Here is a 19019-nt window from a genome sequence, read left to right as displayed (position 1 = left end):
TTTAAGGGCTGAATTATTTTATTCTACGCCGATTTTTAGAAAATTTCAGGGTAATCTAAATGTAGTTTTAAGTAGCTATAATCGGACTTGATATAAATCAACTCGGGCTAGATAAGTAGTTTTATTTCATGTTTATTCCTATCTCTTTAGGGCAAAAAGTGCTATTCTTAATATATAAATTATCTAGTTCACTTTGCTTTTACTTTATTTAAAATAGGAGTTTGATATGTCTGCTGATGTACAAGAACGCCCATTAGGTTGGGAAGGCTTTGTAGGCGGCGACTGGGAAACCAGCGTAGATGTTCGTGACTTTATTCAGAAAAACTACACACCTTACGAAGGCGATGCCAGCTTCTTAGCGCCGGCTACTGAAGCCACAACTAAATTGTGGGCAGAAGTGATGGAAGGCATCAAAGTTGAAAACCGTACCCACGAGCCTTATAAAATTGATGCGCAAGTGGTTTCCGGTATTACCAGCCATGCGCCGGGTTATATCGACAAAGATTTGGAAACCATCGTTGGCCTGCAAACTGATGAGCCTTTGAAACGTGCCATCATGCCGTTTGGCGGTCTGAAAATGGTGAAAGATGCGTGTAAGGTCTATAACGTTGATTTGAATCCTGAAGTCGAAGAAATCTTCACCAAATACCGTAAAACACACAACCAAGGTGTGTTTGACGTATATACCCCTGATATCCGCCGTTGCCGCAAATCAGGCGTGATTACCGGTTTGCCTGATGCCTATGGTCGCGGCCGTATCATTGGCGACTACCGCCGTGTGGCTTTGTACGGTATTGATTTCTTGATGAAAGACAAACTGAATCAATACAACTCATTGCAAGCAGATTTGGAAAACGGCGTGAATTTGGAGGAAGTAATCCGCCGCCGCGAAGAAATCAACGACCAATACAATGCCTTGGCGCAAATGAAAGAAATGGCAGCGTCTTATGGCTACGATATTTCTAAACCGGCGACCAATGCGCAAGAAGCGATTCAGTGGACTTACTTCGCTTACTTGGCTGCCGTGAAATCGCAAAACGGTGCCGCCATGTCGTTTGGTCGTGTATCCTCATTCTTGGATATCTACATCGAGCGCGATTTGCAAAAAGGCTTGATTACCGAGAGCCAAGCGCAAGAATTCATTGACCATTTGGTGATGAAACTGCGTATGGTACGCTTCCTGCGTACCCCTGAATACGATCAATTGTTCTCAGGCGACCCGATTTGGGCAACCGAATCGATTGGCGGTATGGGCTTAGACGGCCGCACCTTAGTGACCCGAAGCAACTTCCGCGTATTGCATACCCTTTACAATATGGGTCCTTCACCAGAGCCAAACATCACTATTTTGTGGTCTGAGCAATTGCCGCAAGGCTTTAAGGAATTCTGCGCCAAAGTTTCGATTGACACTTCATCAGTTCAATACGAAAACGATGATTTGATGCGCCCTGATTTCAACAGCGATGACTACGCGATTGCCTGCTGTGTGAGCCCGATGATTATCGGTAAACAAATGCAGTTCTTCGGTGCGCGTGCTAACTTGGCCAAAACCTTGTTGTACGCAATCAACGGCGGTGTGGACGAAAAATCGAAAGAGCAGGTAGGTCCTAAATCTGACCCGATTCTGGATGAAGTATTGGATTTTGACACCGTATTTGCCCGCATGGATCAATTCATGGATTGGTTGGCAACTCAATATGTCACCGCCTTAAACATCATCCACTACATGCACGACAAATACTCATACGAAGCCGCGCTGATGGCCTTGCATGACCGCGACATCATCCGCACCATGGCTTGCGGCATTGCCGGTTTGTCTGTGGCAGCCGACTCGCTGTCTGCCATCAAATATGCTAAAGTGAAACCGATTCGCGATGAAAACGGCGTTGCGGTTGACTTTGAAATCGAAGGCGAATATCCGCAATTCGGTAACAATGACGACCGTGTTGACGAAATCGCTTGTGATTTGGTAGAGCGCTTCATGCGTAAAGTGGCTACCCACAAAACCTATCGCGATGCGATTCCGACTCAATCCGTGTTGACCATTACTTCCAACGTGGTTTATGGTAAGAAAACCGGTAACACCCCGGACGGCCGTCGCGCTGGTGCGCCTTTCGGCCCGGGCGCCAACCCTATGCACGGCCGCGATGTGAACGGTGCGGTTGCTTCGTTGACTTCAGTAGCGAAACTGCCGTTTGAATTTGCCAAAGACGGTATTTCTTATACCTTCTCGATTGTGCCGGGCGCCTTAGGTAAAGACGAACGCTCACGCGAACGCAATTTGGCCGGTTTGATGGATGGTTATTTCCACCACGAAGCCGGTGAATTGGAAGGAGGCCAACACCTGAACGTCAACGTGTTGAACCGTGAAACCTTGCAAGATGCGATGGAAAATCCGGATAAATATCCGCAATTGACCATCCGCGTATCCGGCTATGCCGTGCGTTTCAACTCATTAACCCGCGAGCAACAGCAAGACGTGATTACCCGTACCTTCACGGAAACCATGTAATCTGAGTGTGGGTTGTGAACACAATGCCGGGTGATGAGTCCGGCATTGTGTTTATTCGTTGAAGCGTATGTTTTCAGATGGCCAACGTCTTCATGTATTCGGACAAGATTATGCAAACATTCACCATTACCCCCGAACAGCAAGCCAAAGACATCAAACCGCGTATCCGCGCCAAAGCCGATAGCGCTGCAGGGCATCGCCATTATCAGGGCAAAGGCATTGTGCATTCTATCGAATCGTGCGGCACGGTCGACGGCCCCGGCTTGCGTTATGTTTTGTTCCTGCAAGGCTGCCTGATGCGCTGCCTGTATTGCCATAACCGCGATACATGGGATTTGCATACCGACAAAGCCCAAGAATTAACGGTTGAACAGGTGATGAAACAGGTGATGTCTTACCGCCATTACCTGCGCGCAACCGGCGGCGGAGTAACGGCCACCGGCGGTGAGCCGCTGCTGCAATATGAATTCGTGCGCGATTGGTTTACCGCCTGCCGCGAACAGGAAATCCATACTTGCTTGGATACCAACGGCTATGCTTTGCACTACGATTCGATTTTGGACGGTTTGCTGGATCACACCAATTTGGTGATGCTGGATTTGAAACAGATTGATCCCGACATTCATAAAGTATTGGTCGGCATTCCCAATACCAAAACCTTAAACTTCGCCCACTATCTGGCCGAACGCAAACAGCCTACACGCGTGCGTTATGTGATTGTGCCGGGCTACACCGATGACGAACGCTCAGCTAATCTGTTGGGTGAGTTCATCGGTGGTATGGATAACATCGAAACCGTTGAGCTGTTGCCGTATCACGAATTGGGTGCGCACAAATGGGCGTTGTGCGGCGATGAATACAAATTAACCGGCGTGCATCCGCCACCGAAAGAGACCGTATTGAAAATTAAGGAAATATTGGAAGGCTACGGTAAAAATATTATTTACTGATTGCTTGTTTCTTGGTTAATAAAAGGCCGTCTGAAATACTAAATATTTCAGACGGCCTTTACTATTAACGTTAAATCCCTTCAGGCTGCGGCACTTTATGTTGCACCGCATAAACCGCAGCCTGTACGCGGCTGCTTAAATTGAGTTTACGCAAAATATTTTGCACATGAACCTTAATCGTCGATTCAGCCAAATCCAAATGGCGGGCGATAACCTTGTTGCTGTGGCCGGCGGCAAGATAGCCCAAGATTTCTAACTCGCGTGGGGTGAGGGCGGACAAAGCCACGTCGGTACGCGGTGCGGCTGGGGAAATCAGGGATTGCACCAAGCGCGAGGTCATTTCCGGTGAGAATACATTGTCGCCGTCAACTGCTTTGCGGATGCTGTCGAGCAGGAAATCGGCGTTGATGTTTTTCAACAAGAAACCGCGCGCGCCGATGCGCATACATTCGGTCAAATCATCGCTGTCTTCGGAAACGGTAAGCATAATCACGGTCTGGTTGGGATTGGCACTCAAAATCTGCGCCAAGGCTTCGCGGCCGTTCATGACCGGCATATCCAAGTCGAGCAACACAATATCGGGCTTTTGCTGCTCAACCAATTTCACACCCGACAGGCCGTCTGAAGCTTCGCCGATGACTTCAAAATCGTTTTGGCGGGAAAGCAGCGCTTTGATGCCACTGCGAAACAAGGTGTGGTCGTCAATCAAGATAATTTGAATACTCATGATGCGGTTCTCTTATGTTGCGGTAACACTAAGGTTACGGTGGTTCCTTTGTGGGGTTGCGAGGCGACATCCAACACGGCGTCGATGCGGCGGGCGCGTTCTTGCATAATGCCGAGTCCAACGTGTTCGCCAGATAAGCTGTCGATGGTGTCGGTGTCGAATCCTATGCCGTTGTCACTGATTTTTAGGGTGAAATCTTGACGGTTAATCAGGCTCACATCCACTTTATCGGCTTGCGCGTGTTTGCGGATATTCGACAGGCTTTCCTGCAAAATAAAGATGATTTGCAGCTGCTCGTCATGGTTGAGCCAGCCGCCTTCTTCAATCCAGGTGGTGTTTACTTCAATTTGCGTTTGCTGCTCGAATCGTGCCAGTAGCGTCGATACCGCTTCGGGGAAATCTTTGTTGCTAAGCTTGGTGCGGAAATTCAGCAGCAATTCGCGCACATCGTCGTAGCATTCCTGCACGCCGTCTTTGATGAAGCGGATGTTTTCATCCACTTGCTCTTTCTGTTCGGCATTGTACGCGCTTTCAAGCATTTGCACCTGTAAATTTAAAAAGGTCAGCGTTTGCGCAATGCTGTCGTGCAAGCCTTGGGCGATTAAGTTGCGCTCCTGTAAAACGGCCAGCAAGCGGCGCTCTTGGGCAAAGCGGCTGTTGGCAATCGACACGCCCAATTGGCTGCTTAAAGTTTGCAGCAATTCTTGGTCGCTTTGGCTTAAGGTGTGGCCGTCTGAAAAATACAGTGTGAATAAGCCCAGCTCTTCTTCTTTATAAGTAATCGGGAACACGGCCATCTGCTCGAAGCGCGGATGCTCGATGGCAATCAGACGGCCTTTGTGTTCGCTGTTGAGATAATGCAGCGGCAGGTTTTCGATTGAGTCGGAAAAGCCGCTATCTAAATCGGCATAAGGCTCGGCTTGCGAATCTTCCGGTAAACCTAAGCTGGCAACCAAATCAGAGCGTTTGTGTTCGGCATCAAATAAATGCACGCTGCCGGCAATGGCGGCGACGGCGGGCAAGGTGCGGCCTAAAAATTCGGTGGCGGCGGTTTTCGGTTGGTGGATTTGGTGCAAATCGCGCGTGGTTTGGTAGAGCAGCGCCAAATCACGGTTTTGCCGCTCAAGGTCTTCCGTTTGGCGTGCCACTTGGCCTTCCAAGTCGGTATAAAGTGTCTTCAGGCTCGTGCTCATCTGATTGAAGCCTTTATTTACTTGGGCAAACTCGCGGATATAGTCGGTGTTGATTTCCGTGCCGAATTCACCGCGCCCGATGGCACGCACGCCCGCACTCAAGGCTTCCAATGGGCGGATAATCCACGCATAGTGCAAGCTGATCATGAAACCGGCCGCAACAAAAATCATTAGAATTAAGGCCATCTGAAAGCGGCGCAGCCATTGGGTGTTTTCTTCGTTGGCATTTTCCAAAGCCTGCACGAATAAATCCAAATTACCGGCAAAGCGGTATAAATCCTGATTGTCGGGCAATTGATTGGCTTCTAAAGACGGGCGGATTTTGTGCTGCCAATCGTCCATCAGGCTGGTTTGAATCAGGGTGGAATTCATGGCATTGCCGGAACGAGAAGGCAAGAGCGGCTTGATCACATCGCTTTCGCTGACCTTCAGCAAAGTGTGTTCAAACGCTTGAATCTGTTGACGCACATGTTCGGCAGGTTCTTTTTCGTGTACCAAATGCGTCAAGCGGTAGGTCTGCATACGCAGGCTGCCGGCATGGTTGATGGCTGTGCCGGCACCTTCCAGCCGCCATGATAAAATCAAGGTGAATACGACTGAAAACAAGGCTGAGCTGACCCACAATACGGTCAGAAATTTGAGCCGCGCCGAAAGGCTGGGGCCGTCTGAAAATTGGGCTAATCTGTTCATGATGATGGCAATTAAATGATGCCCTAAAAATAGCATTGTTTGGTCTAAATCACAATAATGCAAAGAAATGTATTTATCGGCTAGAATTTCATGCGGATTCGTGTAAAATCCAGTTATGATAAAATTCAATTTATATGAACATTTTGCAGGCTTGATGGTAAAAGCTTTTCAGACGGCCTGCAAAACCACTCTTGAAAATTTCGCATGATTACCATTTTATATTTCGGTGTTTTAAAACAAAAATTACAAACCGCCCAAGAGCAAATCGAATGGCAGGGCGGTAATGGTCGTGATTTGCTGGCCTTGTTGCACGCGCGTGGCGACGACTGGGCAGAAGCCTTGGCTGTTGGCAATATTTTCCGTTTGGTGGTGGATAAAAAAATCAGCACATGGGAAACCGATATTCCCGATGCTGCTGAAGTCGGCTTGCTGCCGCCGGTAACAGGGGGCTGATATGCAGGTTGATATCCGCATCCAAACACAGGATTTTCAGTTGCAGCAAGAATACGACTTATTGCTCATGCAAGGCCGTAATATTGGCGCGGTGGTCGGCTTTGTCGGCTTGGTGCGCGACCGTGATACCGATACGCCTTTGCAAAGCCTGTTTCTCGAGCACTTTCCCGAAGTGACTGAAAACGAAATCGCCCGTATTGTTCAGACGGCCGCCGAACGCTGGCCGCTGACCGCCTGCACCATCATTCACCGTGTGGGTGAATTGCGTGCCGATGAACAAATCGTGCTGGTGTTGGCGGCTTCCGAGCATCGCAAAGCAGCGTTTGCCGCCGCCGAATTCATCATGGATTATTTAAAAACAGAAGCGCCGTTTTGGAAAAAAGAAACCTTTTCAGACGGCATCGAACGTTGGGTAGAAGCCAAACAGAGCGACCAAGCGGCCGCGCAGCAATGGAACACACCATGAAAACGTACGCGCTTATTCTCGCAGGCGGACAAGGCAGCCGCATGGGCGGTGTGGATAAAGGCTTGGTCGAATGGAAAGGTAAGCCTTTGATTGACCATGTGATTGGGCGGATTGCGCCGCAGGTCGATCACATCGCCATCAGCGCCAACCGCAATTTGGAAGAATACGCCCGCCGCAGCCCGCATGTGTTTGCCGATGTGCGTCAATGGCATCATTTGGGCCCTCTGGCAGCTTTGTGCACGGCGGCCAATGATTTGCAGCTGGCCAAAGCCGATTGGCTCTTAATTGTGTCGTGCGATATGCCCAAGCTGCCCGAAGATTTGGTGGCGCGTTTTTTAGCGGTGGCCAAGCGCACGCCTTTATGCAATGCGTTTTATGTGGAAACGCCCGAGCGCCAGCAATATAGCATTATGTTTATCCGCCCGCAGATTTTGCAAAGCGCCGTGCCGTATCTTTATGCCGGTATGCGCACCATACGCGGCTGGCTGCAACAGCAACGCGCGCGCGCAGTGAATTTTGATTCGGATAAATGTTTCGTGAATTACAACACGCCTGAAGATTTGAAAGAAGCATGATGATTGATTTTGAAGTAGCACTTGCGGCTTTGTTGGAACAACACCCATGTCGTCTGAAAACGGTTACGCTGCCTTTAGCTCAAGCGGCCAACCGCGTTTTGGCGCAAAGTCTGCACGCCAAATATCCAAGCCCGATGTTTGACAACAGCGCGATGGATGGCTATGCAGTATGCGACAACGAAGGCAGCTTGCGCGAATTTCGTATTACCGACCGCATTCAAGCCGGTGAAACGGCAGTAAATCCGTTGGCTCAAGGCGAAGCGGTACGCATTTTTACCGGCGCACCATTGCCGTCGAACACCACTGCTGTGGTGATGCAGGAGCAAACCGAAACCGACGGCGAGCGCTTGCTGGTCAATGCCGACATTCAAGCCGGACAAAACATGCGCCTGAAAGCCGAAGAAATCGAAGTCGGCCAAGAATTATTGGCACAAGGCACGGTATTAAACATGGCCGCTTTAGGCTTGGCCGCTTCGCAAGGCTATGCTGAATTGACTGTGTATGAGCCTTTGAAAGTACAGGTATTTTCTACCGGTAACGAGTTGGTCGAACCTGGCCAAGCGCTTTCAGACGGCCAAATCTACGATGCCAACCGCTATCAATTGCTGGCTTGGTTGCAACAATTAGGCTTGCAGGTGAGCGACGGTGGCATTTTGCCCGATGACTTGGCGCAAACTGAAGCAGCCTTAGCCGCAGCTGCCGAGCAATTCGATGTGGTGATTACCAGCGGTGGCGCATCTGTGGGTGAGGCAGATTATTTGAAGCAGGCGATTGAGCACATCGGCTCGCTGACCATGCACACTTTGGCCATCAAGCCGGGCAAACCGTTTGCATGGGGACACATTGGCGAATGCAAGATCTTTATCTTACCGGGCAATCCTGTGGCCACATTTGCCACATCTAATATGCTGTTGTTGCCGGTATTAAACAAACTGGTCGGCAAGCAGGCAAAACATTGGCATTTGCCGAAAGTTACGGCCAAAGCCGCCTTTCAAACCAAAAAAGCCATCAAGCGCCGCGAGTTTTTACGCGTGGTGTTAGAAAATGGTGAAGCTGGCGAGACGGTGGTGAAACTATTGCCGAACCAAGGCAGCGCGATGTTGAGCACTTGTACGGCTGCTGATGCTTTGTGTGAAGTGCCGGCAGGGCAAACGGTAAGTGAAGGCGATGGTGTCAGCGTTTATTTGTTGCCGAATTAATGGCTTATGATTGAGAAAGGCCGTCTGAATTTCAGACGGCCTTTTGTGTTATTTGATGATGCTGACTTTTTGAATCACTACCGGTTTCACCGGTACATTTTGGTGAAAACCACGGGTAGCGGTTTGCACTTTGCTGATTTTGTTCACCACGTCCATGCCGGAAGTGACTTTGCCGAAAACCGCATAGCCATAACCTTGTGGTGTGGCGCTTTTGAAGTTGAGAAAATCATTGTTGGCGGTATTGATGAAAAATTGGCTGGTGGCCGAATTCGGATTGGCAGTGCGCGCCATGGCGATGGTGCCGACGGTGTTTTTCAGGCCGTTGTTGGCTTCGTTTGCAATCGCTTTATCGGTGGCTTTTTGCGCCATGTTTTCCGTAAAACCGCCACCTTGAATCATGAAATTGTCAATCACGCGGTGGAAGATGGTGTTGTTGTAAAAGCCTTTTTCGGCATAGTTGACGAAATTGGCGACTGTTTTCGGTGCTTTGGCCTCATCAAGCGACAATTCGATTTTGCCCATATTGGTTTCAATCACGGCGCGGGTTTCGGCTTGGGCGGCAAAAGCTGCGCTCAACATCAGCGCGCCTAAGGTCAATTTTGTTACAGTGTTCATGTGCGTTTCCTATATTATTCGCATGCATTCAGGATAAATTTTGAATGCGCTATTATCGGCTTTTTCTGTGTGAAAAATAGACAAGAAAACGTAAAAGGCCGTCTGAAACTTTACCTTTCAGACGGCCTTTTCGCTGCTTAAACGTATTATTGTTTCACAGCTTCGATTTGGATATCCAATTTCACTTTTTTGGCCATGCCGCTGTCAACCAAATAATTCATGCCCCATTTGGTGCGGTCGATGGTGGTTGAGAAGTCGCCGCCGCACACTTCGGCTTTGGCCATCGGGCTGTCGTAGCAGTTGAATTTTTCGGCTTTCAGTTTCACAGGGTGGGTTTTGCCCAACAAGGTCAGGTTGCCGTCAACAGAAGTCAGCTTTTTGCCAACGTAGTTAAATTTGGTAGAAACAAAGCGCATTTCCGGGAATTTTTCGGCATTGAATAAATCCGGTGATTTCAGGTGGCCGGTAAAGCGCTCAGAACCGGTTTGCAAAGTATTCACCGGAATGGTGATGTCGATTTTGCCTTGGCGTTTGGCCTTATCGAAATCAACAGTACCGCTCAAGCCGTAGAAGCCGCCTACGTTGGTGCTGGTGTTGAAGTGGTCGATGGCAAAGCGGGCATTGGTGTGGGCTTCGTCAACTTTGTAAGTTGCGGCAGAAGCAGAAGCGGCTACGACAGCAGCCAATACGGTAAAAATCATTTTCTTCATATCGATATCCTTTGTGAGAGCGAATGGGAATGAATACATCAAATATTACGAAAATATCTTAACATAGTTAATGCAAATAAACGTTTCCTGATGGTTAATTCTCTATTTGATTAATGTTGATGATGGTAGAGAATATGAAACGGAAACATTAAAAAATGCGTGGTAGCTACCACGCATTCTTCAGACGGCCTTACAGTGCAGCCAATACGGCATCGCCCATTTCCGAGCAAGAAACCAGCTTGGTGCCTTCTTCGAAAATATCGCCGGTGCGGAAGCCTTGTTTCAACACGGTTTGCACGGCTTGTTCGATTTGTTGCGCGCGTGCTTCGTCGTTCAGGCTGTAGCGTACCAACATCGCCAACGACAAAATAGTCGCCAGCGGATTGGATTTGTTTTGGCCTGCGATGTCTGGTGCGGAACCGTGAGAAGGCTCATACAGACCTTTGTTGTTTTCATTCAGGGAAGCTGAAGGCAGCATCCCGATAGAGCCGGTGAGCATGGATGCTTCATCGCTCAAGATATCGCCGAAAATATTACCGGTGGCAATCACGTCGAATTGTTTCGGCGCGCGCACCAACTGCATGGCGGCGTTATCGACATACATATGGCTCAATTCCACATCGGGATATTCTTTGCCGATTTCTTCAAAAATTTCGCGCCACAATTCTGTGGTTTCCAATACGTTGGCTTTGCCCACAGAGCAGACTTTTTTATTGCGTTTTTGCGCTGCTTGGAAGGCAACATGGGCGATGCGGCGGATTTCGCTTTCGCTGTATTTCATGGTGTTGAAACCTTCGCGCTCGCCGTTTTCTAAGGTGCGGATGCCGCGTGGTTCGCCGAAATAAATGTCGCCGGTGAGTTCACGCACAATCAGAATATCTAAGCCGGCCACGACTTCAGGTTTCAAGGTAGAAGCATTGGCCAATTCAGGATACAAAATGGCAGGGCGTAGGTTGGCGAATAAATTCAGGTCTTTACGAATGGCCAACAAGCCGCGTTCCGGACGCAGCGGACGATCGAGATTGTCGTATTGCGGACCGCCTACCGAACCCAGCAACACCGCATCTGCTTTGCGACACAGGTTTTGCGTGAATTCTGGGTAAGGCTGGCCGTATTGGTCGTAGGCTTCACCGCCTAAAGGCGCGTATTCGTAAGCCACATCCAGACCTTGCTCGATCAGTTTGTCTAATACGCGCACGGCTTGGCCGATGATTTCAGGGCCGATGCCGTCGCCGCGAAGAATGGCGATTTGTTTGGTCATTGTTGATTTCCTTTATGAATAAAAGAGTGAAAAATGGGGAAGGGTTATCGTGTGCTGCCGTGATTTACTCGATGGTGAAATTGTCGTAAGTCATGGCATACATCAAGCCGGATTGTTCGCTTTTGAATTCTTCAAATGCTGCGCGATACCAGCGCGGATCATTGGCTTCGTAACCGGTGAAATCATATACGCGCACATCAAAAAAATCGCGTTCATACCAAGGCTCAATGCCGTAAATGGCAATGTTTTTGGCTTCGGCGCGGTTGAGCACGGTTTCAAAATCTTGCTCGGAAACATAAATAATGCTTTCGGCATCGAAGCCGTCATTTAAGTTTTCTAAGCCTTCAAACAGATATTCTCTGGTTTTCATGATTTTAATAAGAAGTAAGTTTCAGACGGCCTATTGATTAAGATTCGCGGGTTTCCAATGTGCGGATTTTAAACACGGCTTTGCGAATCGTAGGGGCATCGCCGACCAGCGGTGCATGACCGTCGTTGGGGAAAAACAGCACAAATTCACCTGGTTCGATATCCAGCCAAGTTTCGGGTGCGCAATCAAAAAATTCAATGTCTTTTTCTTCTTGATAGCCCAAACCATTTTTCAGACGGCCTCGGTCTATCCAGCCATATGTTTCCACGCCGCTGATGGGTACTTGAATGTCGATGTGTTTGATGTGGGCTTCCGGCTGGGCGGCTTCGCGTGTGCGCATGGCTTCGTTGCCGACAAATAGGCGGATATTGGGATTGTCGCAGGGGTATTGCCCGTCTGGCAGTTGACTGAAGTCCAGCGTTTGCAGCAATGCAATGGCATCGGCAAAGTCGGGGTGCAGGGCGGCATAGCGTTGGGCGTTGGCGATGGTGTCGGTAATCATGGTGTAATCAATGTTGAATGTGAATGAAGGGTTTCAGACGGCCTTTTCATTATTGCTTGGCAAGCTGCAAGATTTTAATCGCGCCGCGTGCTACTAAGCCAAACACAATCAGCCCGATAATCAGGTCGGGATAAGCCGAATGTGTCAGTAAGGTCAGGATACCGGCTGCAATCACGCCCAGATTCACAATCACATCGTTAGACGTAAAAATCATGCTGGCCTGCATATGCGCCTCGCGGCTTTTGTTTTTTTGCAGCAGGTAAAGGCAGAGGGCGTTTCCGGCTAATGCCAGCAGAGAAACGCCAATCATCAAGCTGACATCCGGCATACCTTCCCAGCCGAAAAAGCGGCGAACCACTTCGCTGAATCCCAAAATGGCTAAGACAAGTTGCAAATAGCCGGCAGCGCGTGCGGTTAGTTTCTTACGCGCGGCAGTGGTGCCAACGGCAAGCAAAGCCATGCTGTACACCAAGCTATCGGCCAGCATGTCCAAGCTGTCGGCCAATAAGCCCATCGAACCGGCCAACCAACCGCTGACAGATTCAAACACAAAAAAGAACAGGTCAATCGCCAAGACTTGCCACAATAAGGTGCGTTCTTTATGGTCTTGAGCGTTGTCGGCCAATGGGTCAGTGTTTAATTCGGTGCTTTCCAAGCGGCTGTCGAAATTCAGCGGTGCAAGTGCCTGCAAGATTTCATCAGCGCTGCCGTGGTGGTAGGCAGTCATGCGGCGGTTGGAAATGTCAAACTCAAGCGCATGAATGCCTTCGATAGCGCCCAGCTTCATCCGAATCATTTGCTCTTCTGAAGGGCAATCCATTTTCGTGATATGGAAAATACTTTTCTGCATAAGGCAAACCCGTTTCAGACGGCCTATATGGATTGGAATAAAGGAGCTAGGTGAATTTCAGACAGCATGGTATCTACGCATTTGTCCGCAGGTCGGGTAAACACAGTTTGTATGTGTTTACCCGACTTGTTTGGATTTTTTAGTGATACAACCAAGGTTGCGCGGCTTTGCGTTTTTCTTCAAAGGCTTTGATTTCATCTGCGTGTTGCAGCGTCAAGCCGATTTCGTCTAAGCCGTTGAGTAGGCAGTGTTTGCGGTGTTCGGTGATGTCGAAAGTGAACACATCGCCGCTTGGCGTGGTCACAGTTTGTGCTTCCAAATCGATATTTAGTGAATAGCCTTCTTGTGCTTCGACTTCTTTAAACAATTGGTCGACTTGCTCTTCAGTCAAGACGATCGGCAATAAGCCGTTTTTGTAACAATTGTTGAAGAAAATGTCGGCGAACGAAGGGGCGATGACGGCGCGGAAACCGTAGTCGTCTAATGCCCATGGTGCGTGTTCGCGTGATGAGCCGCAGCCAAAATTTTTGCGGGTCAGCAAAACTTGTGCGCCTTGATAGCGGGGCTGATTGAGGGAAAAGTCGGGATTAAGCGGGCGTTTGCTGTTGTCCATGCCCGGTTCGCCGTGGTCAAGATAGCGCCATTCGTCAAAGGCATTAGGACCGAAGCCGCTGCGTTTGATGGATTTTAAGAATTGTTTTGGGATGATGGCATCAGTATCGACGTTGCTGCGGTCAAGCGGGGCAACGAGGGCGGTAATTTTGGTAAATGCTTTCATGGTCTGTACTTTTTCGTTTATTTAAGATTATAAAATGCCCCGATTCACGGGGCATTTACGCTTATTTATTAAGCTGATGATTAGTAGCTTTTTACTTCTTCTGCGGTATTGCTAACTGCGTTACCGGCAGCTTTCACATCTTTGCCCGCACCTGAAATGGTGTTGCAAGCAGACAGCAAAGTCATGGCAGTCAAAGCGATCAATGCAAATTTTTTCATATTGAATTTCCTATTGTAGAAGTTGAGCTAATGATTAGTAGCTTTTTACAGATTCAGCAGAGTTGCTGACTGCATTGCCGGCTGCTTTTACATCTTTGCCTGCACCTGAAATGGTGTTACAAGCAGACAAAAGTGTCATGGCGGTCAAAGCGATCAGGGCAAATTTTTTCATATGAAGCTCCTTATGGTTTGAAAAGTACAGCCTGGTTTGCTGTACTTCTTATAATATCCACCATCTTTCTAGATAGCAATAGTTAATGTGAATATATAAATATTTAAATATCAACGTGCTATTGTCAGATAGTTTCACAGGCAGCGCACATCCACAAATCGGCCGTTCACCGCAGCTGCAGCAGCCATGGCCGGGCTGACCAAATGGGTACGGCCGCCGTTGCCTTGTCGGCCTTCAAAGTTGCGGTTGGAGGTAGAAGCGCAGCGCTGTTGCGGCTCTAAACGGTCGGCATTCATGGCCAAACACATTGAGCAACCCGGTTCACGCCATTCAAAGCCGGCATCGATAAAGATTTTGTCCAAACCTTCTTCTTCGGCTTGTGCTTTTACCAAGCCTGAACCTGGCACAATCAACACGCGCTGAACGTTCTCAGCTTTTTTGCGGCCTTTGGCCACGGCAGCGGCTTCGCGCAAGTCTTCGATGCGGCTGTTGGTGCAAGAACCGATGAATACGATGTCCACCGGAATTTCGTTTAACGGCGTATCGGCTTCCAAGCCCATGTATTCCAAAGCGCGTTCCATGCCGCTGCGTTTGACCGGGTCGGTTTCGTTGGCCGGATTCGGCACTTTACCGTTGATGTCGAGCACCATTTCCGGTGAAGTGCCCCAAGTGACTTGAGGCTCGATGTCTTCAGCTTTGAAACGGAATACTTTGTCGAATTGGGCACCTTCATCAGAAACCAATGTGCGCCAGTATTCAACGGCTTTATCCCATGCTTCACCTTTCGGTGCGAATGGTTTGTCTTTAACGTAATCAATGGTGGTTTGGTCAACCGATACCATACCTGAGCGCGCACCGGCTTCAATAGCCATGTTGCACAAAGTCATGCGGCCTTCCATTGACAGGCTATGAATGGCTTCACCGTCGAATTCGATGGCATAGCCCGTGCCGCCGGCGGTACCGATTTGGCCAATGATATATAAGGCCACGTCTTTGGCGGTCACGCCCGGTTTCAGACGGCCTGATACGTCAATCAGCATGGATTTAGATTTTTTGGCAGTAATACACTGGGTGGCCATGGTGTGTTCGACTTCGGATGTGCCGATGCCGTGTGCCAATGCACCGAATGCGCCGTGGGTAGAAGTGTGCGAGTCGCCGCATACCACAGTCATACCAGGCAGGGTGGCGCCTTGTTCAGGTCCCATTACATGCACAATGCCTTGGCCTTTGTCCATAAACGGAAAGTAAGCCAATGCACCAAATTCTTTGATGTTTTTATCTAAGGTATCGACTTGCAACTTAGAAATCGGGTCTTGAATGCCTTTGTCCCAGTCGCCGGTCGGGGTGTTGTGGTCGGCGGTGGAAACCACGCTGTCGATGCGCCACAATTTGCGGCCGGCTATTTTCAAGCCTTCAAAGGCTTGCGGGCTGGTGACTTCGTGTACCAGATGGCGGTCGATATAAAGCAGAACAGTGCCGTCTTCTTCTTCGCGGACGACGTGGCTGTTCCAAAGTTTGTCGTAGAGGGTTTGTGCGCTCATGGTGTGTTCTTTTATCAATGGGTAGTGGTGAATAGTATGTGGGGAATATTAGACTTATTAACTTAGAAAAGCAACTGATTTTGTCTAATTTTTATCTATGAAATAAAATTTCGCCAAATTTTTAGAAAATTTTAGACAATTTGTACAATTTTATTTTTGAATTTGGCTATTTTGTTACATTTATGCCTTTGTTTTTGCCTTGAGTGAAATAGGCCGTCTGAACGCATTTTGGATTCAGACGGCCTGTTGTCAAAATGATTGCTTGCGGTTAGGTGATGATGCAGTTTTGTGGTAAAATCACGCGTAATTATTGCTATAAGAAATGCTAGGAATCATGACAGACGCAACAGTCCGCAACGACCATAAGTTTGCACTCGAAACCATCCCGGTAAGCCTTGAAGATGAAATGCGCAAAAGCTACCTTGATTACGCCATGAGCGTGATTGTGGGGCGCGCGCTGCCAGATGTGCGCGATGGCTTGAAGCCGGTTCACCGCCGTGTGCTTTATGCCATGCACGAATTGAAAAACAACTGGAATGCTTCTTACAAGAAATCTGCCCGTATTGTCGGCGACGTGATCGGTAAATACCATCCACACGGTGACAGCGCAGTTTACGATACCATTGTGCGTATGGCGCAGGATTTCTCTATGCGCTATATGTTGGTTGACGGTCAGGGTAACTTTGGTTCGGTTGACGGTGATGGTGCGGCAGCCATGCGTTATACCGAAATCCGTATGGCAAAAATCGCTCATGAAATGCTGGCCGATATTGAAGAAGAAACGGTGAATTTCGGCCCAAACTACGACGGCAGCGAGCATGAACCGCTGGTGTTGCCGACCCGTTTTCCGGCTTTGCTGGTAAACGGTTCTTCAGGTATTGCTGTGGGTATGGCAACCAATATTCCGCCGCATAACCTGACCGATACGATTAACGCCTGTCTGCAATTGTTGGACGAGCCTGAAACCGACATCGATACTTTAATCGACATCATCAAAGCCCCAGACTTCCCTACTGGTGCCACCATTTACGGCATGAGCGGTGTGCGCGAAGGTTATAAAACCGGCCGCGGCCGTGTGGTGATGCGCGGTAAAACGCACATCGAACCGATTGGTAAAAATGGCGAGCGCGAAGCGATTGTGATTGATGAGATTCCGTATCAAGTCAACAAAGCCAAATTGGTTGAAAAAATCGGCGATTTGGTGCGCGAAAAAACTTTGGAAGGCATTTCTGATCTGCGCGACGAATCGGATAAATCCGGTATGCGCGTGGTGATTGAGTTAAAACGCAACGAAAATTCAGAAGTCGTTTTAAATCAACTGTATAAATTAACCCAGCTGCAAGACAGCTTCGGCATCAATATGGTGGCTTTGGTCGATGGCCAGCCGCGTTTGCTGAATCTGAAGCAAATCTTAAGCGAGTTTATCCGCCACCGCCGTGAAGTGGTGACCCGCCGCACTTTGTTCCGCTTGAAAAAAGCGCGTCATGAAGGCCACATTGCAGAAGGTAAAGCGGTAGCTTTGTCGAATATCGACGAGATGATTCAATTAATTAAAGAATCAGCCGATGCACCGGAAGCCAAAGAAAAATTATTGGCGCGTGCATGGCGCAGCGGTTTGGTGGAAGACATGCTCAGCCGCACTGATTTGGATTTGCGCATGGCGCGTCCGGAAGGTTTGCCAGAAAACTTGGGCTTGCAAGGTCAAGGCTATTATCTGAGCGAATTGCAGGCCGATGCCATTTTACGCATGAGCTTGCGCAACCTGACCGGCTTGGATCAAGAAGAAATTGTCGCCGACTATAAAGCGATTATGGCAAAAATCATTGATTTCTTGGATATTTTGGCCACGCCTGAACGCATCACCCAAATTATCCGCGAAGAATTGGAAGATACCCGCGCCAATTTTGGTGACGAGCGTCGCAGCGAAATCAATCCATTTGGTGGTGATATTGCCGATGAAGACTTGATTCCGCAGCGTGAAATGGTAGTTACTTTGACTCATGGCGGCTACATCAAAACCCAGCCGACCACCGATTATCAGGCGCAACGTCGCGGCGGGCGCGGCAAGCAGGCGGCAGCCACCAAAGAAGAAGATTTCATCGAGTCTTTATTTGTGGCCAATACGCACGACTATTTGATGTGTTTCACCAATTTCGGCAAATGCCACTGGATTAAAGTGTACAAACTGCCGGAAGGCGGACGCAACAGCCGCGGCCGCCCGATTAACAACGTGATTCAGTTGGAAGAAGGCGAAAAAGTCAGCGCGATTTTGGCCGTGCGCGAATTCCCTGAAGACCAATATGTATTCTTCGCCACCGCACAAGGCATGGTGAAAAAAGTACAATTGTCGGCGTTTAAAAACGTGCGCAGTCAAGGTATTAAAGCCATTGCCTTGAAAGAGGGCGATTACTTAGTCGGCGCAGCGCAAACCAGCGGTGCGGACGACATCATGCTGTTCTCCAATTTGGGTAAAGCCATCCGCTTTAATGAATATTGGGAACGCAGCGGCGGCGATGAAAGTGAAGATGCGGACATCGATAATGAAAATGACGTTTCAGACGGCCTCGATGATGAAGCAGTAGAGGCTGACAACGAAAACGCCCTGCCAAGCGGCAAACACGGCGTGCGACCTTCCGGTCGTGGCAGTGGCGGTTTGCGCGGTATGCGTTTACCGGCCGACGGTAAGATTGTCAGCCTGATTACTTTCTCACCTGAATGCGAACAAAGCGCGCTGCAAGTGTTGACGGCCACCGCCAACGGCTACGGTAAACGCACGCCGATTGCTGATTACAGCCGTAAAAATAAAGGCGGCCAAGGCAATATCGCCATCAACACCGGCGAGCGTAACGGCGATTTGGTGGCGGCCACTTTGGTGGAGGAATGCGACGATTTGATGCTGATTACCAGCGGCGGCGTGTTGATTCGTACTAAAGTCGAGCAAATCCGTGAAACCGGTCGCGCCGCAGCAGGTGTGCGCCTGATTAATTTGGACGAAGGCGAAACCTTGGTAAGCTTGGAGCGTGTGGCGGAAGAGCCGGAAGTAGAAGCGGCTGAAGAAGGCGAGGAGCTGGATAACGTTGCTGCGCCAATCGAAGGTGAAAACGATTCAAGCGAAGCATGATAAAACATTAAATTAAATGTAGGAAATCATCGCGTTGTTTACACCACAGGTTGAGAAAAATAAGCCTGCAAGACCTCAAACGGCGTATCGCCGTTCAAACTGCGGTGCGGCTTCAC

Annotated in this window: 19 protein-coding genes and 1 pseudogene; 7 read left to right on the top strand and 13 right to left on the bottom strand. The window is 49.0% G+C overall.

Features of this window, described 5'->3' with window-relative positions:
• Window positions 1-226 precede the first annotated feature (226 nt).
• Window positions 227-2512, top strand: coding sequence for a formate C-acetyltransferase (pflB, locus tag CRG49_RS01285; protein WP_095503399.1), 2286 nt, complete (start codon window positions 227-229; stop codon window positions 2510-2512).
• 107 nt (window positions 2513-2619) lie between these two features.
• Window positions 2620-3462, top strand: a complete 843-nt coding sequence (gene pflA, locus CRG49_RS01280; RefSeq protein WP_369832009.1) for a pyruvate formate lyase 1-activating protein — start codon at window positions 2620-2622, stop codon at window positions 3460-3462.
• Window positions 3463-3532: 70 nt separating this feature from the next.
• Here pflA and CRG49_RS01275 read toward each other — a convergent pair whose 3' ends face one another.
• Both CRG49_RS01275 and CRG49_RS01270 read right to left on the bottom strand, forming a co-directional pair.
• Window positions 3533-4189, bottom strand: a complete 657-nt coding sequence (locus CRG49_RS01275; protein WP_095503400.1) for a response regulator transcription factor — start codon at window positions 4187-4189, stop codon at window positions 3533-3535.
• Window positions 4186-6072: a histidine kinase gene (locus tag CRG49_RS01270; RefSeq protein ID WP_095503421.1), complete on the bottom strand. Its 1887-nt coding sequence runs from the start codon at window positions 6070-6072 to the stop codon at window positions 4186-4188. Before CRG49_RS01270 ends, CRG49_RS01275 begins: the two co-directional genes overlap by 4 nt.
• Window positions 6073-6276: 204 nt before the next feature.
• Between CRG49_RS01270 and CRG49_RS01265 the strand changes: the two genes are divergently transcribed.
• Genes CRG49_RS01265 through glp form a run of 4 tightly spaced genes read left to right on the top strand, consistent with a single transcriptional unit; the run spans window position 6277 to window position 8765 of the window.
• Window positions 6277-6525 carry a MoaD/ThiS family protein gene (locus tag CRG49_RS01265; RefSeq protein WP_095503401.1) on the top strand — a complete coding sequence of 83 codons (249 nt, stop codon included), beginning with the start codon at window positions 6277-6279 and terminating at the stop codon, window positions 6523-6525.
• 1 nt (window position 6526) lies between these two features.
• Window positions 6527-6991 carry a molybdenum cofactor biosynthesis protein MoaE gene (locus CRG49_RS01260; protein ID WP_095503402.1) on the top strand — a complete coding sequence of 155 codons (465 nt, stop codon included), beginning with the start codon at window positions 6527-6529 and terminating at the stop codon, window positions 6989-6991.
• On the top strand, window positions 6988-7566 hold the full coding sequence (mobA, locus tag CRG49_RS01255; RefSeq protein WP_095503403.1) for a molybdenum cofactor guanylyltransferase MobA: 579 nt from the start codon (window positions 6988-6990) through the stop codon (window positions 7564-7566). Before CRG49_RS01260 ends, mobA begins: the two co-directional genes overlap by 4 nt.
• The gene (gene glp / locus CRG49_RS01250; protein WP_095503404.1) at window positions 7566-8765 is read left to right on the top strand and encodes a gephyrin-like molybdotransferase Glp; all 1200 of its coding nucleotides are present in this window, start codon (window positions 7566-7568) and stop codon (window positions 8763-8765) included. The genes mobA and glp overlap by 1 nt, the downstream gene beginning before the upstream one ends.
• Before the next feature lie 48 nt (window positions 8766-8813).
• Here the strand turns inward: glp and CRG49_RS01245 are convergent, their stop codons facing one another.
• The 10 genes from CRG49_RS01245 to leuC form a co-directional block, all read right to left on the bottom strand.
• Window positions 8814-9380 (bottom strand): peptidylprolyl isomerase, encoded by a 567-nt coding sequence (locus CRG49_RS01245; RefSeq protein ID WP_095503405.1) that lies wholly within the window; start codon window positions 9378-9380, stop codon window positions 8814-8816.
• 146 nt (window positions 9381-9526) lie between these two features.
• On the bottom strand, window positions 9527-10090 hold the full coding sequence (locus CRG49_RS01240; protein WP_095503406.1) for a YceI family protein: 564 nt from the start codon (window positions 10088-10090) through the stop codon (window positions 9527-9529).
• Between the two features lie 190 nt (window positions 10091-10280).
• On the bottom strand, window positions 10281-11351 hold the full coding sequence (leuB, locus tag CRG49_RS01235; RefSeq protein ID WP_095503407.1) for a 3-isopropylmalate dehydrogenase: 1071 nt from the start codon (window positions 11349-11351) through the stop codon (window positions 10281-10283).
• A gap of 64 nt (window positions 11352-11415) precedes the next feature.
• On the bottom strand, window positions 11416-11721 hold the full coding sequence (locus tag CRG49_RS01230; RefSeq protein WP_095503408.1) for a hypothetical protein: 306 nt from the start codon (window positions 11719-11721) through the stop codon (window positions 11416-11418).
• Window positions 11722-11758: 37 nt separating this feature from the next.
• Window positions 11759-12223 carry a YhcH/YjgK/YiaL family protein gene (locus CRG49_RS01225; RefSeq protein WP_095503409.1) on the bottom strand — a complete coding sequence of 155 codons (465 nt, stop codon included), beginning with the start codon at window positions 12221-12223 and terminating at the stop codon, window positions 11759-11761.
• 49 nt (window positions 12224-12272) lie between these two features.
• The gene (locus CRG49_RS01220; RefSeq protein ID WP_095503410.1) at window positions 12273-13073 is read right to left on the bottom strand and encodes a cation transporter; all 801 of its coding nucleotides are present in this window, start codon (window positions 13071-13073) and stop codon (window positions 12273-12275) included.
• Between the two features lie 139 nt (window positions 13074-13212).
• Window positions 13213-13851, bottom strand: coding sequence for a 3-isopropylmalate dehydratase small subunit (gene leuD, locus CRG49_RS01215; protein WP_095503411.1), 639 nt, complete (start codon window positions 13849-13851; stop codon window positions 13213-13215).
• An 80-nt stretch (window positions 13852-13931) separates the two neighbouring features.
• A complete protein-coding gene (locus CRG49_RS01210) occupies window positions 13932-14069 on the bottom strand; it encodes an entericidin A/B family lipoprotein (RefSeq protein ID WP_095503412.1) in 138 nt (45 codons plus the stop codon).
• A gap of 34 nt (window positions 14070-14103) precedes the next feature.
• The gene (locus tag CRG49_RS01205) at window positions 14104-14241 is read right to left on the bottom strand and encodes an entericidin A/B family lipoprotein (protein WP_095503413.1); all 138 of its coding nucleotides are present in this window, start codon (window positions 14239-14241) and stop codon (window positions 14104-14106) included.
• Window positions 14242-14375: 134 nt separating this feature from the next.
• Window positions 14376-15782 (bottom strand): 3-isopropylmalate dehydratase large subunit, encoded by a 1407-nt coding sequence (gene leuC / locus CRG49_RS01200; protein ID WP_095503414.1) that lies wholly within the window; start codon window positions 15780-15782, stop codon window positions 14376-14378.
• A 334-nt stretch (window positions 15783-16116) separates the two neighbouring features.
• Between leuC and gyrA the strand changes: the two genes are divergently transcribed.
• The gene (gyrA, locus tag CRG49_RS01195; RefSeq protein WP_095503415.1) at window positions 16117-18903 is read left to right on the top strand and encodes a DNA gyrase subunit A; all 2787 of its coding nucleotides are present in this window, start codon (window positions 16117-16119) and stop codon (window positions 18901-18903) included.
• Window positions 18904-18941: 38 nt separating this feature from the next.
• Here gyrA and CRG49_RS13800 read toward each other — a convergent pair.
• Window positions 18942-19019 (bottom strand): annotated as a pseudogene (locus CRG49_RS13800) (IS481 family transposase); the annotation flags it as partial.

This window comes from Neisseria sp. N95_16 (genome assembly GCF_002551535.2).
Classification (GTDB): domain Bacteria; phylum Pseudomonadota; class Gammaproteobacteria; order Burkholderiales; family Neisseriaceae; genus Neisseria; species Neisseria brasiliensis.
The sequence above is the reverse complement of the archived record's forward strand: the minus strand, read 5'-3'. Positions and strand labels throughout refer to the sequence as shown.

Excerpts from the sequence above, each read along its gene's own strand:
- CRG49_RS01240 (WP_095503406.1), bottom strand. The coding sequence starts at position 10,090 with ATGAAGAAAATGATTTTTACCGTATTGGCTGCTGTCGTAGCCGCTTCT.
- CRG49_RS01220 (WP_095503410.1), bottom strand. The coding sequence starts at position 13,073 with ATGCAGAAAAGTATTTTCCATATCACGAAAATGGATTGCCCTTCAGAA.
- CRG49_RS01245 (WP_095503405.1), bottom strand. The coding sequence starts at position 9,380 with ATGAACACTGTAACAAAATTGACCTTAGGCGCGCTGATGTTGAGCGCA.
- CRG49_RS01260 (WP_095503402.1), top strand. The coding sequence starts at position 6,527 with ATGCAGGTTGATATCCGCATCCAAACACAGGATTTTCAGTTGCAGCAA.
- CRG49_RS01265 (WP_095503401.1), top strand. The coding sequence starts at position 6,277 with ATGATTACCATTTTATATTTCGGTGTTTTAAAACAAAAATTACAAACC.
- leuB (WP_095503407.1), bottom strand. The coding sequence starts at position 11,351 with ATGACCAAACAAATCGCCATTCTTCGCGGCGACGGCATCGGCCCTGAA.
- mobA (WP_095503403.1), top strand. The coding sequence starts at position 6,988 with ATGAAAACGTACGCGCTTATTCTCGCAGGCGGACAAGGCAGCCGCATG.
- CRG49_RS01225 (WP_095503409.1), bottom strand. The coding sequence starts at position 12,223 with ATGATTACCGACACCATCGCCAACGCCCAACGCTATGCCGCCCTGCAC.
- leuC (WP_095503414.1), bottom strand. The coding sequence starts at position 15,782 with ATGAGCGCACAAACCCTCTACGACAAACTTTGGAACAGCCACGTCGTC.
- CRG49_RS01210 (WP_095503412.1), bottom strand. The coding sequence starts at position 14,069 with ATGAAAAAATTTGCATTGATCGCTTTGACTGCCATGACTTTGCTGTCT.
- CRG49_RS01230 (WP_095503408.1), bottom strand. The coding sequence starts at position 11,721 with ATGAAAACCAGAGAATATCTGTTTGAAGGCTTAGAAAACTTAAATGAC.
- leuD (WP_095503411.1), bottom strand. The coding sequence starts at position 13,851 with ATGAAAGCATTTACCAAAATTACCGCCCTCGTTGCCCCGCTTGACCGC.
- gyrA (WP_095503415.1), top strand. The coding sequence starts at position 16,117 with ATGACAGACGCAACAGTCCGCAACGACCATAAGTTTGCACTCGAAACC.
- CRG49_RS01275 (WP_095503400.1), bottom strand. The coding sequence starts at position 4,189 with ATGAGTATTCAAATTATCTTGATTGACGACCACACCTTGTTTCGCAGT.
- pflB (WP_095503399.1), top strand. The coding sequence starts at position 227 with ATGTCTGCTGATGTACAAGAACGCCCATTAGGTTGGGAAGGCTTTGTA.
- glp (WP_095503404.1), top strand. The coding sequence starts at position 7,566 with ATGATTGATTTTGAAGTAGCACTTGCGGCTTTGTTGGAACAACACCCA.
- CRG49_RS01205 (WP_095503413.1), bottom strand. The coding sequence starts at position 14,241 with ATGAAAAAATTTGCCCTGATCGCTTTGACCGCCATGACACTTTTGTCT.
- CRG49_RS01270 (WP_095503421.1), bottom strand. The coding sequence starts at position 6,072 with ATGAACAGATTAGCCCAATTTTCAGACGGCCCCAGCCTTTCGGCGCGG.